The sequence below is a fragment of the Larkinella humicola genome, from assembly GCF_008727875.1.
In the GTDB taxonomy this organism is placed as follows: domain Bacteria; phylum Bacteroidota; class Bacteroidia; order Cytophagales; family Spirosomataceae; genus Larkinella; species Larkinella humicola.
This window is the reverse complement of the sequence record NZ_VTWS01000002.1, coordinates 158,763-173,254: the sequence shown is the minus strand read 5'-3', so window position 1 is coordinate 173,254 and position 14,492 is coordinate 158,763. Positions and strand designations below refer to the sequence as shown.

Sequence of the window (14,492 nt, the reverse complement as noted above, 5' to 3'; positions counted from 1 at the left end):
AGTTGTTTCGCAGAGTTAAGCGGAGGACATCAGAGAAAAAAACTCTGCGTACCTCTGATGTCCTCCGCTTAACTCTGCGAAACAACTTTCAATGTCTCAAACTGCCGCCCCAAAACCGCCTGATCATCGACTTTCAGCCAGTCGCGGAGCAAGGTTGCGTAGATGTTCCGGAAATCGACGGTATATTTCAAATCCCCTTCATCCAGATTCGTCAGGTTCGGTGCTTCGTTGAAAACCCGGCCCGGGATGAGTCCTCCGCCAATCAGAAACAGGTTGTTGGCCGTGCCGTGGTCGGTGCCGTTGCTGGCGTTCTGCTTCACCCGGCGACCAAATTCCGAGAAGGTCATCAACAGCACGTCGTTTAGCTTTCCGTTGGTTTTCAGGTCTTTGGTAAAAGCCGCTACGGCTTCGGCATACTGACGCAACAGCCGTTCCTGCTGCCCCGGCTGATTGATGTGCGTATCAAATCCCGAAATGGAAATGTAATAGACGTTCGTGTTGACGCCCGACGTAATCAGTTCCGAGACGGTTTTTAGCCGGTTGCCCAACTCGCTTGCTGGGTAAACGGTTTTCGTGTGGGTAACTTTCGACTTGTCGTAAATAACTTCAGCCGACGAAGCGGTCTCGGCCAGGGTTTTATACAAATACGAAACGTTCGGGTGCGAGGCTACTACCTCCGCAGCGGGCTTTATGTTGGAAAGCTCGGCTACCAAACCGCTGCGGGTCTGGTTGTATAGTTTCTTCGGGTCGAGCAATGCCAAACCGTTCAGATCCTGGCCTTTCAGAGCCAGACTCAGCGTATCATCCACCTCGATCGCCCGGTGCGCGATGCAATCGTTCCCCTGGCAGTTGGCATCCAGATAGCGTCCTAACCAGCCCGTTGTCAGGTATTTATCCGAATCGCTGGCGGTTTGCCAGATGTCCATCGAGCGAAAGTGGGAACGGTCGGGGTTCGGATAGCCGACGTTGTTGACCACCGTTACCAAACCGTCATCGTAAAGACCTTTCAATGCTTCGAGTGCCGGATTGAAACCGATTTCGTCGTTCAGTTTCAACACTTTTTCCGGCGCGATAGCAATCGTTGGCCGTTCGCGGTAATAAATGTCATTGCGGAAAGGTACGACGGTATTCAACCCATCGTTGCCGCCCGACAACTGAACGATCACCAGCGTTTTGCCCACAGGCTGGTTCAATCCCAGATGCTTGCTTTCGTACGCTTTCAGGAAGCTGGGAATCAGCATGGTTCCTACTGTGGCAAAGGCCGACTGTTTGAAAAATTTCCGACGGTGCATGGGTTGGATGGTTTTTTAATGGTTGAATGGGTTGGATGGTTAAAAATGGTTGGCTGGCTGGGTTGGAAGCAATTTTTAACCATTTAACCATCCAACCATTTGTAGTCATTCAACACAATTGATAGTCAGGTAAGGAGAGCAGCAGGGTTGTTAGGGTTCGGATTTGTTCGCTGCGGGGGGCTTCTTTTTTTACTTTTGTCAGGAGTAAAGTCCGCTGCGAAGGACTCAGGGGTTGCGGCAAAAAATACAAAGCCAGTTCGTCCAGCACGTGTTCCCCGTTGCCTTTCTGGAAGGCTTTTTCGAAGGTCGGCCAGTCGATGGAAGCAGCAAACAGGCGGTTTACTTTTCGGGCGAGCAGGGCCGTATTCACGTCACCATCGTCTTTGGGTTTGATTGTCACTTCACCGGCTTTCAGTACCAGATCGGGGAGTTTCATCCGGAACAGCAGGCTCGAACTGTCGATCCAGTTGCGTCCGCCCGGCCAGCCCGCCACGTTCGGCGGGTAAAGCAAAACCTGCCCCAACGTACGCTGAACGTATAAAATCGGCTGTTTTTGTTCAAAATGGATTCCCAGACTGTGCTGCATTCCGGCCAGCAATTCCACCGGGGACTTGATGCGCCCCCCGATGTGTTTCGGCTCATAAAACCAGTCGCTCGTGAAAATCGTCTCCAGCAAACCGGCTGTGTCGTAGCCGCTCCGGTAAAACTGGTCGGCCAGTTGACTGATCCGTTGCTGATCTGCCGAATCCGTGGCGATTTCATCGGTAACCAGAAACCGATAAAGTTTGGTGGTCACGAAAGTGGCGGTTTCTTTTCGTTCCAGCAGGAGTTTGATGATGTCGTCGCCCTGGAAATTTCCGGTTTTTCCGAACACGGTTTTTTCGCCCTCGTCGTGAACATTCCGGCGAAAAACAAACTCACCCTGTGGGTTGAACCCCCAGCCGGTGAACGCCCGGGCCGCTTCTTTGATGTCGTGTTCGGTATAGTTGGCGCGACCCAGCGTAAACAATTCCATCACCTCGCGGGCAAAATTTTCGTTGGGTGCGTTCTTGCGATTTTGCTGGTTGTTCAGGAATTGCAGCATGGCCGGGGATTTTGAAACCGCCATCAGCAAATCGCCGAAATTGCCCAGCGCCTGCTCGCGAATGAGGTTCGTATACTGCTGCACCATTCGGACGTTATTCTGGTTGCGGCAGGCAAAATGACCGTGCCAGAACAGCGCCATTTTTTCTCGCAACGCACCCCGGCCCGAGGCCATTTGTTCCACCCACAGCACATTCAGATCGCGGATGGCTTCCCGGTTTTCGCGGATGCGGTCTTTCAGCATTTCCCGATTGAGCTGGCCTTCTTTGAACCGGTTTTTCAGCTCCTTTTTGTCGGGCTGGTCATCGCTTACCACCAGCAGGGGTGTAAATGCTCGGCTGTTGGTGAACAACTGGCTCACTACTTTCCGCAGCGGCTGGCGATCGGCTTCCCGCAGTTGAGCCGGAGTGGCACCAAAACCCGCCCGCCAGAAGAGATGTTGCTTGTTGACTCGCTCCTTCATAAATCCCTATTTCGGGTTTGGACAAATCAAACGACCGGAAGTTTAGTGTTTAGCTGTTTTAGTTACAAACCAAAAGAGCATACCCGCTGATTGCGGTTTTATGGGAAGATAGTAAAAGTTTCTGATCGCCCGAGCTTGTTGGAATGTACTACATATCTTTTTTTATAATACCTTAGTTTTTCAAAAGGCACACCAACACGTGCGTAAAAAATGGAAAAAGTAGAATCTTCGCTGGGGATGTTGCCCATTATTTCAACCTCCATGGCGGATCAGGTTGAACTGCGGCTTCGTGAATACATAGCCAACAAAGCCTTCAAGCCCGGCGACGCGATTCCGAAGGAAATTGAACTCGCCGAAGCGCTGGGTGTCAGCCGGAATGTGGTTCGCGAGGCTCTAAGCCGGTTTCGGATGCTGGGCATCATTGAAACCAAAAAACGGAGGGGGATGATCCTGGCTCAGCCCGACATCCTGAGCGGTCTGGAGCGCATGATGCAGCCGCACATGCTGGGAGCCGACACCCGAAAGCAGATTTTTGAGTTCCGGCTGGTGCTGGAAGTAGGCCAGGCAGCTTTGCTGTTTGCCCGGAAAACGGAAGAGGGCATTCAGAAACTTCAGGAGGTGGTGAAGCGGGAAAGTCAGGTGAGTTCCATACCGGAAAAGGTCGAGTGCGAAATCGCATTTCACTCCACCTTGTATGAAATGGCCGGGAATGAAACCATCAAGCGGTTTCAGACGATGCTCATGCCGGTTTTCGAATACGTAGTCGAATACGAAACCAGCCACCAGTTTCACGCCGTTGGTTCCGTCACGCACCAGGACCTGATTAACATCCTGAAAACCGGGACGCCAGCCGAATTTGCCAGTGGGATGCTGAAGCACCTGGAACCGCATTTTGTGCTGCTCTCTTGAAAAATTGCGGGCTGAAGGCCCGTTTTCCGGCGTTTAAACCGGTTGCTTCCAAGCCCGTTATCCGGATTGCGTGGCCCGGTATGGCTCGTTCACTACCCGCTGCGAGTTACCGTTGAAAGCCTGAATCGGGTGGTTCTACCTTTGTTGAGTTCAATCAGTCACACACCAACCAACACAACCAATCAGAATGAACCGACCGATCAGTCTACTTACCTTTTTTCTTTGTTTTTCAGCGTTGACCGGGTTGGTATCCTGCGAGCGCGAAACGCCGGTTTCTCCCATTCAACCCGCAACCGAACTTCCGCAAACCGTTGGCCTTGACGACGAAATTCTGGTGGTGGCGTCCAAAAAATACACCTTGGTAAAACACGGCACCAAAACGCTGGCTTATACTGCGGATGGAAAGGTAAAGAAAGTTACCTTCAGCCCCGGCCATTACATCGACTATACCTACGAGGAAGGAGAGTTCCGGCGGGTGTTTACCAAGGAGTATAACGACAACAAGCTGGATGTAGCAACAACCTATTATATCCACAGAGCACAGGCTGCCGGGGGGCAAACGTATGAACCCACTCCTCCCGCCGGGGCCTATTACAAAAATTACCCGGACCAGTGTTATCTGGTTAGCACCGAGAAGTATATGCACTACAAACAGGGGGATGAAGTTATCAAGACAGAACACCTCTACACGTACAATGACAAAGGCCAATTGGCGAGGATGGATTTGAGTAACTTTCAGGGCACGTATTATCCGAATAAACGCATCGACTTTGCCTACAATGCTGCCGGTGATTTAACAAAGGCGACGGAGTACAATGCCCAGAATGTAAAAATCCGTGAATCTACGTTTGAATACACGGCTTTTGGCGACCCCATTCTGAATGACCGGAATGCATTCAACCCCGAGGAATTGCAGGTCGATCCGTACGTGACGGTTTTTGGCAAATACAGTAAACACCTGGCGCGGGGCAAAAAACAGGAAGCCTTTGCCCCGTATAGTCTGTTAAGCAATATTTATTATCAGTACGCGATCAATGGCGACGGGTATGTTACAAAGCAGGATACGTATACCCTGTTGAACGCTCAATTGATCCTTTCCACGCCTTTTGAGTACACGGTTACGTTTCCCCGGATTGTGCAGTAAAGGGCGGATGAGGCCGGTTCCTGAGCGTTTAGGTCGACAGCGATTTCGCTGTCGACCTAAACGCTCAGGAACCGGTTTTGATTGGAAAACTGATCAGTCTTTATGTCCCTTAGCTATTTATCCTGATTCCTTCTTTCCAAATTCCTACAATTGATAATGTGTCCGAAATGTTTTCTGTTGGATTTCCTTTTACCAATACCAAATCAGCTCTCAACCCTTCGGCAATGCGTCCTCTGTCAGTCAAGCTAAATCTTCTTGCAATTACTGATGTTGCGGACTTTAAAGCTTCAATTGGAGTTAAGCCTGCTTCAACTAATAACTGCATTTCGTGATGAACACTTACACCATGCGCCAGACCACCCAAATGGGCCATTGGTACTGATACATCTGTGCCAACAAGTATATCCACGCCTGCTTCATGCAAGTCTTTTACATTATTGAAATTATCTTCCATTTTACCTGATGGAAAAGTATTGAAACAAGAGCACATTGTCATTTTCCAATCTTCATTTAATTTGCTTTCTACCCGTTCATCATGGGCTATATGGCAAGCTGATTTGCCGATAATGGATGAATTTAATACCAAACAAGGCGTCACAAAAATACCTTTATCAGCAATGGACTTAATTAGCTCAGGTGTCCAGTCTGGTCGGTCGATAAATAAATGGGCTAAACCATCTACACCCACTTCAATTGCTGTTTTTGCAGCTTCTGCTGTCAATACATGTGCTATGGCTATTTTGCCTAATTTGTGAGCTTCGTTAACCGCTGCTTTTAAAACTTCAGTTTTTATCATCGGCAAACCTGGTGCATTCATTACCGTACCTTCTTCAATCATTATTTTGAAGTAATCTGCTCCATTTTCCATTTGTTGTTGCACAAACTGCACCGCACCGGTTATGGTTGTAACATCCGGTTTATTCCCGTCTTCGTTTTCCCTTTCCGCGAAGGCAGCTATAAACTCCTTTTTCTCTTCTTCCGTCATTTTCTCCATCTTTTTCAAGATAAAGCCTGGTATGCCATCTTCTTTAGGAATTAATTCATCGGGATGTCCTCCGGGAGCAGTCAAAGCCATACCCGATGAGCGAACATCAGCGATCATACTTTTATTTTTGAGTTGTAATTCACGACCTTTTTTTGTCATTCCACCTTGCATTTCCAGTTCGGTGGTTATACCAAATCGTATCGCTTCTTTTAGTGAGTCTTCTGAAGTGTGAACGTGGGCATCAATTAAGCCGGGCAATAATGTGCATCCGTTTCCATCAATAATTTCTGCGTCAGAAGGCACTTCTTTTGAAATACTGATGATTTTGCCATTTTTAAATACTACGGTTTTTTGCCCTAATACTTCATTGCCGTCAAATACATTGGTGTTGACAATGGCCGTTTTACTATTCTGTATCATTTTGTTATTGTTAAATTAATGATGCAAAATTATTTCTTCGGCAGGGTTGAAAATTGTATAAATCGGTCGTTTTCGTTTTTGCTCAGTTCCCGTGGTGTCACTCCGGCGAACTTTCTGACATTTTTAATAAAATGGGACTGATCCGTAAAGTCCTGTTCGGGAAAAAGCTTGCCTTCTTTGAGTTGCCGGAAAGAAGCCCTGAACCGCAGAATCGTGCAGTACGCCTTGAGGGAGATGCCGAATCGCTGGTTGAAATACCGGTTTATTTGTCGGCTACTCCAGTTCACGGTGTCAGAAATCGCCTGAATCGGAATTGTGCCACCAGAAGCATACAAGAGCGCAAAGAGGTTTTGCTTTCGGGGGTCTATCGTGGCGGGTAGCTGACTGATAAAATGGTTGCTAAGAACATCACAAAAGTGATCGAAGGCCTGGAAGTCGCGGGTTGTAATGCCGAAATAATCCGGCGGTAAATGGTACGCGGAATCGACCAGCGTGGGAAATTTTCGATCAAAAAGGTAGTCAATAGCGAGTAATTTGAAACTAACGGCAAACAAGCGGCTTCCCGGAGTCAGGCTCGTGGGCGAAGGCTCGCTTCCCAGTCCCAGCAGAGTGAGTTCATATGGTTCCTGAAAAGAGAAAAAGAGGTCAATTCGGCCATCCGGCACAATGATCACCGGTTTTTCCTGATCAGAATGATTGGACAGCATCCAAAAGCTATCAATGAAATCAGAAAGCGGGGCATCCGGTTTGATTTCCTGGTAGTCAATTCCTGTCATTGTCGGCATGGGCGTGTCAAGTCGCCAGGGTAAGTGGGGAGGGATGACCGTTCGTTATTCTACCGAAAAATACTAAAAAAACGCAGGTCGCCCGGAAAATCAACGCATTTCCCGGATCGAAGTTGTGTTCGGGGAAGTCGTTTGCCAAGCAGTCTCGGACGAACTTCGGGGTATTGCCCAGCCCGAACGCCAGTTTGTCCGCCAAATGAAACCGGTAAGACGGGCTACTTACCGATTCAAAACCGGCAACTGTCAATTCGAAGGCCCCCGTTGTTCATTTTGGTTGGTGGGTGGTGAGCAGCACCGCTACTTTTGGGAAGGCCATTCAAGCCATGCGTTTACGGCCGGTCGAAATCCGAAAAGAGGATCTATGTAATTGATAATAAGTAGTGTGTATTTAGTAGTGTTTAAAACGCCCGGCTCTGGCCGGGCGTTTTTTTGTGCCGCTGGATAAGAACCGGGAACGACTTACCGGAGTTTTTCGACAAGTTATGGGCCGGAAACGACCAGTTATTCATCCGTTCTTTCAAAAGAGCGCAATTAACTCTACTTTCGATTAACGAATTCACTATAGCTTTAAGGACATCAACCAGACTAAATGTGTCAAAACATGAGAAACATAAAACGGCGGATCACGATAGAAAGACGTTAGAAGAAGAGCTCGAAACGGAACGGGCCATCAATTTTTTTGCGATTTCACTCATTGATCAAACGACCGTCGAGGAGGTGCTGTGGGACGTTGCGAAAAACTGCATCGCCCGGCTTAACTTCGTCGACTGCGTGGTTTATCTGCTGGATGAGAAACGGAACGTGCTGGTGCAGAAAGCTGCCCACGGACCCAAAAATCCCCGGTCGTACGAAATCCTCCAGCCCATTGAAATACCCATCGGGCAAGGAATCGTGGGTTCGGTGGTGCTGACGGGAAAAGCCGAAATCATCGGCGACACCTCGCACGACCCCCGCTACATCCGGGACGACGACGTGCGGTATTCCGAAATTACCGTACCCATTCTGCTGGAAGGAAAAGTGATCGGTGTCATCGACGCCGAACATCCCGAAAAGAACTTTTTTCAGCCCCGGCATCTGCACATTCTGACGAGCATTGCCCGGCTGTGTGCCCAGAAAATTCGGCGTGTGCAGATCGAACAGGCCTACCAGCAAACCGAGCGGCAATTGCTGGAAAACAACAAACGGATTGCGGAAACCAAGCTGCTGGCCCTGCGGATGCAGATGAATCCGCACTTTGTGTTCAACAGCCTGAACGCCATCAATAAATTTATTCTGCAAAACGAGGTGGACGAAGCCTCGCTGTATCTGACCAAGTTTTCGAGGCTGATGCGGCAGATGATCGACAACACCCAAACCGAGTGGGTGTCGTTGCGCAGTGAATTGAGGGCGTTGCAGACGTATATCGAACTGGAACAATTGCGGAGTGACAATACCTTTGACTTTTCGCTGGTGATCAATCCCGCCATTAGCCAGGACACTGTTCATGTACCGCCTTTGCTGTTGCAGCCGTATGTCGAAAATGCGATCCGGCACGGGTTGTTGCAGCAGAAAACCGAAAAACCGTTTTTGCAGATCGATTGCCAGCAGGTAGCCGGTTTTCTGGTGATCTGCATCGCCGACAACGGCATTGGCCGCGAAGCGTCGCAACGGTCGCAGGTCAACGGGTTGATGGCCCACAAGGCTCACGGCAGCCGGATTGCGGAAGAACGGTTGCAGATTGTCAATGAAATTTACGGCGTCGATGCCCGGATCGATGTGGCCGACCTGGTCGATTCGGCAGGGGCGTCGGCCGGAACCTGCGTTACGTTTACCATGAAACTCAAATAACCATGACAGCCATTATTGTCGATGACGAAAAACATTGCCGGGATGTACTTGCCCTGTTGCTCCAGCGGTTTTGCCCGCAAGTACAACTGCTGGCGTCCTGCGTGGATGGAACCGAAGGCTATCAGGCCGTTGAAATGCACCACCCGGATCTGGTTTTTCTGGACATCGAAATGCCCGGCATGAGCGGATTCGACATGCTCGAAGCCTGCCGTTTCAATGCGTTCGACGTTATTTTTACAACGGCCTACAACGAATACGCCATCAAGGCCATCCGGCACAACGCGCTGGATTACATCCTGAAGCCCATCGATAAAGATGAACTGGTGAAGGCCGTTCAGAAGGCCCAGCAGGAGCGGCTGACCCGAACCCCGGCCAAAGTCGAGAGTTTTGTCGACTACCTCCACCGCCAGAAAACCGGTGACCGCATCGCGTTGCCCACCCTCGAAGGGCTGCAAATCATCAACAGTGAGGAGATTTACTACTGCGAATCAGACGGTGGTTACACCCGGTTTTTCCTGACCAATGGCAAAATCGTTCTGATTTCCAAGACGTTGAAAGAAGTGGAGGATGTGCTGGAAACCAAGGGTTTCTGCCGCGTACACCACGGCTACCTCATCAACCTGCGTTACGTTCAGCGTTACATCCGGGGCGATGGGGGCGAGGTGATCATGGAAAACAACAAGAACATCCCGGTGTCGCGGAACAAGAAACAGGAGTTTCTGAACTTGCTGGAAAAGATTTAAAGACGGTTTTCGGTTTACGTCGCCCCGTTGAAATACGGGCTACAGCGTTTATTCCGGTTTCGGATGGCCTACAGACGTCGTCTGGCCGAAACCGGATATTTTTGTAATTTGCTCCTGAATCCTAACGCCTTACCGAAAATCATGAAACGAAGTATGTTGTCGGTCCTGCTGACCGGGCTTGCCGGTGTCGCTTTCGCCCAGACGCCTTATCCCACCATCGGTTCCATCGAGCGGCTCGACCCCAAACTGGATGCGCTGATTGCGAAAGACGCCCCAATGGAAGTGCTGGCTTCCGGTTTCGTCTGGTCCGAAGGGCCGGTCTGGGTCAGGGAGGAGGGCGGTTATCTGCTGTTCTCGGATGTGCCGCAAAATACGGTTTACAAATGGACGGAGAAAGACGGTTGTGTGCCGTATATCAAACCGTCGGGCTACACCGGCGTTGGCCACTACAGCGACGAACCCGGTAGCAACGGTCTGGCGCTGGACGGCAAGGGAAGGCTGATTTCGGCAGAACACGGCGACCGGCGCGTCTCGGCGCTGGTGCTGGGGGGCGCGTCGGGCGGCAAGAAAACGCTGGCGGACCATTACAAGGGCAAACGCTTCAACAGCCCCAATGATGTGGCTCCGCATTCGAACGGCAGTGTTTATTTTACCGACCCTCCCTACGGTTTGCCGAACCGGGAAAAAGATACCAAAGCGCGGGAACTGGACGTTTTCGGCGTCTACCGGGTGGAACCCGACGGCAAAGTGACCTTGCTCATCAGCGACCTCACCCGCCCGAACGGAATTGCCTTTTCGCCCGACGAAAAAACGATGTACATTGCCCAGTCGGATCCGGAAAAACCGTATATCATGGCCTATCCCGTTCAGGCCGACGGAATGGTGGGCAAAGGGCGGATTTTTTACGATGCCAGTGAAGGAATAAAACAAAAACTGCCGGGTTTGCCCGACGGTCTTAAAGTCGATAAAGCCGGCAATGTATGGTCGAGCGGGCCGGGCGGCATCCTCGTCGTTGCGCCCGAGCGGGCCGACGGTCCCGGCAAGCTGCTGGGCCGGATTCGGACCGGCGTCGCCACGGCCAACTGCGCCTTCGGCAACGACGGTTCGACGCTCTACATTACCGCCGACATGTACCTCATCCGGATCAAAACCCTGACCAAAGGCCTCTAAAACCGTCATCTGTATGGAATACTTTTGAGTTTCTCCCGCAAAGCCCGAAGGGCTGGCCTATGGATAACCCCGGGTGCAACCCGGGGCAGCCGGATCATCCGGACAAGTCAGGGCTCCGATCCCCGGGGCAGTCAGATCATCCGGTAGGTCTGGCCAAGCCAGGCTCCGATCCCCGGGTTGCACCCGGGGTTAGCCATAGGCCAGCCTTTCAGGCTTTGTGGAAGAAGACCATGCCAATTCATAACACCGGTTCAACGCATAATTCTTCACGCATAATTTCTAACTCCTAATCCTTATCTCGCTATATTTGTACTGAAGTTGGAATGAAATGTGTAGTGAGGATTTCTGGGTTATAAGGGTATGATTGAGAACAGGAAATTCATTGTCATCGGCGTTTTCTGTCTGGTTGGGCTGGTCTATCTGTCGCGTTTGTTTTATCTGCAAATTCTGGATGACAGTTATTCACTGGAATCGTCGAGTAACTCCATAAAGCGGGTCATCGAGATCCCGTATCGCGGTCAGATTTATGACCGGAACGGGAAATTCATGGTCTACAACACCCCGGTGTACGACCTCTACGTTACACCCCAAAAAGTGCAAATTCCGGATACCGCAGCCTTCTGTCATCTGCTGAGCCTGGAGCGCACCGAATTTGACAGCATTATGGCGGTTGCCAAGGCACATTCCTACCGAAAACCGTCGTTGTTTTTGCGGCAGTTGTCGAAAGAAGATTTTGCCCGGATTCAGGATGCGCTGGTCGATTACCGGGGTTTCGAGCACGTTACGAGTTCGATGCGGACGTATCCGGCACACACCATGGCGAATGCGCTGGGCTACGTCAGTGAGGTCAGCCGCAAACAGCTTGACGAACAGGAAACGCCGTATTACCGCCAGGGGGATTACATCGGCCGCAGCGGCCTGGAAGAACAGTACGAATCCATTTTGCGGGGGCAGCGGGGCATCAAATTCGTGATGCAGAACGTCCACGGTGTGGTGAAAGGCTCCTGGAAAAACGGCGCGTTCGACTCGCTGGCCATTGCGGGCAAAAACTTGCATACCGGGATCGATGTCGAAATTCAGCAGTATGCCGATACGCTGATGCAGAACAAAGTGGGCAGTGTTGTCGCCATCGAACCATCGACCGGCCAGGTATTGTGCATGGTGTCGGCCCCAACCTACGACCCCAATGCCTTGTCGAGCCGGTTTTTCTCCAAGAGTTATTCCAAGCTGGCAAAAAATCCGTACAAACCGCTGATCAATCGCCCGGTTATGGCGAGCTACCGGCCCGGATCGACGTTTAAACTGATTCAGGCGCTGGTGGCTCTGCAGGATGGCGCGGTGTCGCCTGGTTCGATTTTCAGCCACGCGGGTTCGCCGATGAAGTGCCACTGCAACCGGTCCGGTCGGTTGAATCTTTCCGGGGCCGTTCAATATTCCTGCAATCCCTACTTCTACCACGTTTTCCGACGGCTGCTCTACAACAACGCCGAGCGCAATACCTTCAAAGCGTCGGCGATGGGCTTGCACCATTGGCACGATATGGTCTCGAAGTTTGGGATCGGGAGCCGACTCGGCATCGATTTGCCGAGTGAGTTGAAGGGAAGCTTGCCCGATGCTGATTTGTATGACAAACTTTACGGTGAAAAACACTGGAAATTTTCGACAGTATATTCCCTCAGCATTGGCGAAGGTGAGTTGTTGATCAGCCCGTTGAAAATGGCTAACGTAGCCGCGATCATTGCCAACCGGGGCTGGTTTTACACGCCCCACATCGTGAGCGGAATTGGCGAACCGGGCAAAGGCATCGATTCGAAATACTTGGAAAAACACGAGGTTGGAATTGATCCCCAGCATTTTGAGGTGGTGGCAGAAGGCATGCAGGGGGCGGTCGAACACGGAACAACCACGATGGCGGCCGTTATTCCAGGCATTACGATATGTGGAAAAACCGGTACTTCCCAAAACAAGAAAGGCAAAGACCATTCCATCTTTGTCGCCTTTGCGCCCCGCGAAAATCCCAAAATTGCCATTGCGGTTTTTGTCGAAAACGCGGGTTGGGGCGGGATAGCTGCAGCGTCGGTGGCTTCGCTCGTGATCGAAAAATACATCAAACGGCGCGTTGATAACCACGCGCTGGACAAGAAAGTGAAGGAATCCAATTACCTTCCTGCGATTACGCCACCCAAAAAACCGGCACCCAAAAAGTTTGTCGAACCGCCGAAAGACAGTACGGCCAAACCATTGATCGTGAAAACGGTTCCTGCCCGACCGGTGGCACCTGCCCAGCCGGAAACCCAATCGCTGGCTTCCCGGCCGGTGACAACCAACGGAAATTAAGTATTCATCGTCTATAAGCAGACCGGCGACCCGGTCATCATTCCTTTGGTTTCGAGAGAACCACAAATTACGCAAAACATCGATTGGGTAACACTCATGCTGTACATCGCCTGTGTGTTGATGGGCTGGCTGAACGTGTATGCGGCTGTCTACAGCCCCGAAACCCAGACGAACCTGTTCGATATGTCCACGGAAGCGGGGAAACAATTGATGTGGATTGGCACAACGGTATTGCTCATTATTGCCATTCTGGTGATCAACTACCGGTTTTGGGATACGTTTGCTTTTGTCATCTACGGCATTACGATCCTGTTGTTGTTACTGGTGTTGGTAGCGGGATCCAATGTCAACGGTTCGCGGTCGTGGTTTAAACTGGGGGCTTTTTCCATTCAGCCCGCCGAGTTTTCCAAACTGGGCACGGCGTTGGCCCTGGCGCGATATATCGACTATCCAAACGTCAACCTGACCAAACTGAAAGACCAGCTCTCGTGTGCAGGCATCATTGCCTTGCCGGCCTTGCTCATCATTGCGTCGAACGAAACCGGCTCGATGCTGGTGTTTGCCTCCTTCATCATCATGCTCTACCGGGAAGGGCTGCCGGGATTTTACCCGCTGATCGCCATTGTGATCGTGGCCCTGTTTATTCTGACGCTGATCGTACCGAAACTCATTTTGTTTGGGAGCATTCTGGCCCTCGGTTTGCTGGTTTTTTTCCTGACTCCCCGCTACCAGCGTTCGGTTCAGAATGTGATGGTCATCGGCATCACGGCGGTATCGATGATTGCGATTGTGGCCGGTGTCGATTTCTTTGTGAACAGTGTATTGCAAAAACACCAGCAAAACCGGATCAAAGTATTGGTTAACCCGGCGGCCGATCCGCTGGGCGTGGGCTGGAACGTGACGCAGGCCAAGATCGCCATTGGTTCCGGCCGATTACAGGGAAAAGGGTTTCTGGAAGGAACCCAAACCAAACTGGACTTTGTACCCGCACAGAGTACGGATTTTATTTTCTGCACCATTGGCGAGGAACACGGCTTTATCGGCAGTGCAGTTGTTTTAAGTATGTTTGTTTTTCTATTGTGCCGGATTGTAATCCTGGCCGAAAAACAACGAACGCGTTTCGCCCGGGTGTATGGGTATTCGGTGGCCGGTATTCTCTTTTTTCACCTGATGATCAACATCGGGATGACAATTGGCCTGATGCCGGTCATCGGCATTCCGCTGCCGTTTTTCAGTTACGGCGGTTCGTCACTCTGGTCGTTTTCGATTCTGCTGTTTATTTTCCTGAAACTGGATTCCCGCCGGGTAGGAATGTTTACGCGGTAAAGGAACAA

At 50.9% G+C, this 14,492-nt stretch carries 11 protein-coding genes; 7 read left to right on the top strand and 4 right to left on the bottom strand.

Annotated features, from left to right (window positions below):
* Positions 1–68: 68 nt before the first annotated feature.
* Together F0P93_RS08780 and F0P93_RS08775 are read right to left on the bottom strand one after the other, a co-directional pair.
* Positions 69–1,292, bottom strand: a complete 1,224-nt coding sequence (locus tag F0P93_RS08780) for a DUF1501 domain-containing protein (RefSeq protein ID WP_150876011.1) — start codon at positions 1,290–1,292, stop codon at positions 69–71.
* Between the two features lie 109 nt (positions 1,293–1,401).
* Positions 1,402–2,838 carry a DUF1800 domain-containing protein gene (locus F0P93_RS08775; RefSeq protein ID WP_150876010.1) on the bottom strand — a complete coding sequence of 479 codons (1,437 nt, stop codon included), beginning with the start codon at positions 2,836–2,838 and terminating at the stop codon, positions 1,402–1,404.
* A gap of 210 nt (positions 2,839–3,048) precedes the next feature.
* On the opposite strand from F0P93_RS08775, the gene F0P93_RS08770 reads away from it, so the two are divergent.
* Both F0P93_RS08770 and F0P93_RS08765 read left to right on the top strand, forming a co-directional pair.
* Complete coding sequence (locus F0P93_RS08770; RefSeq protein ID WP_114403897.1) at positions 3,049–3,747, top strand: FadR/GntR family transcriptional regulator; 699 nt, start codon at positions 3,049–3,051, stop codon at positions 3,745–3,747.
* Positions 3,748–3,934: 187 nt separating this feature from the next.
* Complete coding sequence (locus F0P93_RS08765) at positions 3,935–4,891, top strand: hypothetical protein (protein WP_150876009.1); 957 nt, start codon at positions 3,935–3,937, stop codon at positions 4,889–4,891.
* Positions 4,892–5,000: 109 nt separating this feature from the next.
* Here F0P93_RS08765 and F0P93_RS08760 read toward each other — a convergent pair whose 3' ends face one another.
* Entirely contained in the window at positions 5,001–6,296 is a 1,296-nt protein-coding gene (locus F0P93_RS08760) for an amidohydrolase family protein (RefSeq protein ID WP_150876008.1), read from the bottom strand.
* Between the two features lie 29 nt (positions 6,297–6,325).
* Positions 6,326–7,081 carry a helix-turn-helix domain-containing protein gene (locus F0P93_RS08755; protein WP_225309417.1) on the bottom strand — a complete coding sequence of 252 codons (756 nt, stop codon included), beginning with the start codon at positions 7,079–7,081 and terminating at the stop codon, positions 6,326–6,328.
* A 591-nt stretch (positions 7,082–7,672) separates the two neighbouring features.
* On the opposite strand from F0P93_RS08755, the gene F0P93_RS08750 reads away from it, so the two are divergent.
* The 5 genes from F0P93_RS08750 (at position 7,673) to rodA (ending at position 14,484) form a co-directional block, all read left to right on the top strand.
* On the top strand, positions 7,673–8,908 hold the full coding sequence (locus F0P93_RS08750) for a histidine kinase (protein ID WP_225309416.1): 1,236 nt from the start codon (positions 7,673–7,675) through the stop codon (positions 8,906–8,908).
* A gap of 2 nt (positions 8,909–8,910) precedes the next feature.
* Positions 8,911–9,651 carry a LytR/AlgR family response regulator transcription factor gene (locus F0P93_RS08745; protein WP_150876007.1) on the top strand — a complete coding sequence of 247 codons (741 nt, stop codon included), beginning with the start codon at positions 8,911–8,913 and terminating at the stop codon, positions 9,649–9,651.
* Between the two features lie 141 nt (positions 9,652–9,792).
* Complete coding sequence (locus F0P93_RS08740; protein WP_150876006.1) at positions 9,793–10,821, top strand: SMP-30/gluconolactonase/LRE family protein; 1,029 nt, start codon at positions 9,793–9,795, stop codon at positions 10,819–10,821.
* Between the two features lie 360 nt (positions 10,822–11,181).
* Positions 11,182–13,158, top strand: a complete 1,977-nt coding sequence (gene mrdA, locus F0P93_RS08735; RefSeq protein ID WP_150876005.1) for a penicillin-binding protein 2 — start codon at positions 11,182–11,184, stop codon at positions 13,156–13,158.
* 96 nt (positions 13,159–13,254) lie between these two features.
* The gene (gene rodA, locus F0P93_RS08730) at positions 13,255–14,484 is read left to right on the top strand and encodes a rod shape-determining protein RodA (protein ID WP_150876004.1); all 1,230 of its coding nucleotides are present in this window, start codon (positions 13,255–13,257) and stop codon (positions 14,482–14,484) included.
* Positions 14,485–14,492 lie beyond the last annotated feature (8 nt).

What these genes read in the sequence shown, in the direction of transcription:
- F0P93_RS08770 (WP_114403897.1), top strand. Translation starts at nt 3,049, where the DNA reads ATGGAAAAAGTAGAATCTTCGCTGGGGATGTTGCCCATTATTTCAACC.
- rodA (WP_150876004.1), top strand. Translation starts at nt 13,255, where the DNA reads ATGCTGTACATCGCCTGTGTGTTGATGGGCTGGCTGAACGTGTATGCG.
- F0P93_RS08745 (WP_150876007.1), top strand. Translation starts at nt 8,911, where the DNA reads ATGACAGCCATTATTGTCGATGACGAAAAACATTGCCGGGATGTACTT.
- F0P93_RS08765 (WP_150876009.1), top strand. Translation starts at nt 3,935, where the DNA reads ATGAACCGACCGATCAGTCTACTTACCTTTTTTCTTTGTTTTTCAGCG.
- F0P93_RS08780 (WP_150876011.1), bottom strand. Translation starts at nt 1,292, where the DNA reads ATGCACCGTCGGAAATTTTTCAAACAGTCGGCCTTTGCCACAGTAGGA.
- F0P93_RS08760 (WP_150876008.1), bottom strand. Translation starts at nt 6,296, where the DNA reads ATGATACAGAATAGTAAAACGGCCATTGTCAACACCAATGTATTTGAC.
- F0P93_RS08775 (WP_150876010.1), bottom strand. Translation starts at nt 2,838, where the DNA reads ATGAAGGAGCGAGTCAACAAGCAACATCTCTTCTGGCGGGCGGGTTTT.
- F0P93_RS08740 (WP_150876006.1), top strand. Translation starts at nt 9,793, where the DNA reads ATGAAACGAAGTATGTTGTCGGTCCTGCTGACCGGGCTTGCCGGTGTC.
- mrdA (WP_150876005.1), top strand. Translation starts at nt 11,182, where the DNA reads ATGATTGAGAACAGGAAATTCATTGTCATCGGCGTTTTCTGTCTGGTT.
- F0P93_RS08755 (WP_225309417.1), bottom strand. Translation starts at nt 7,081, where the DNA reads ATGCCGACAATGACAGGAATTGACTACCAGGAAATCAAACCGGATGCC.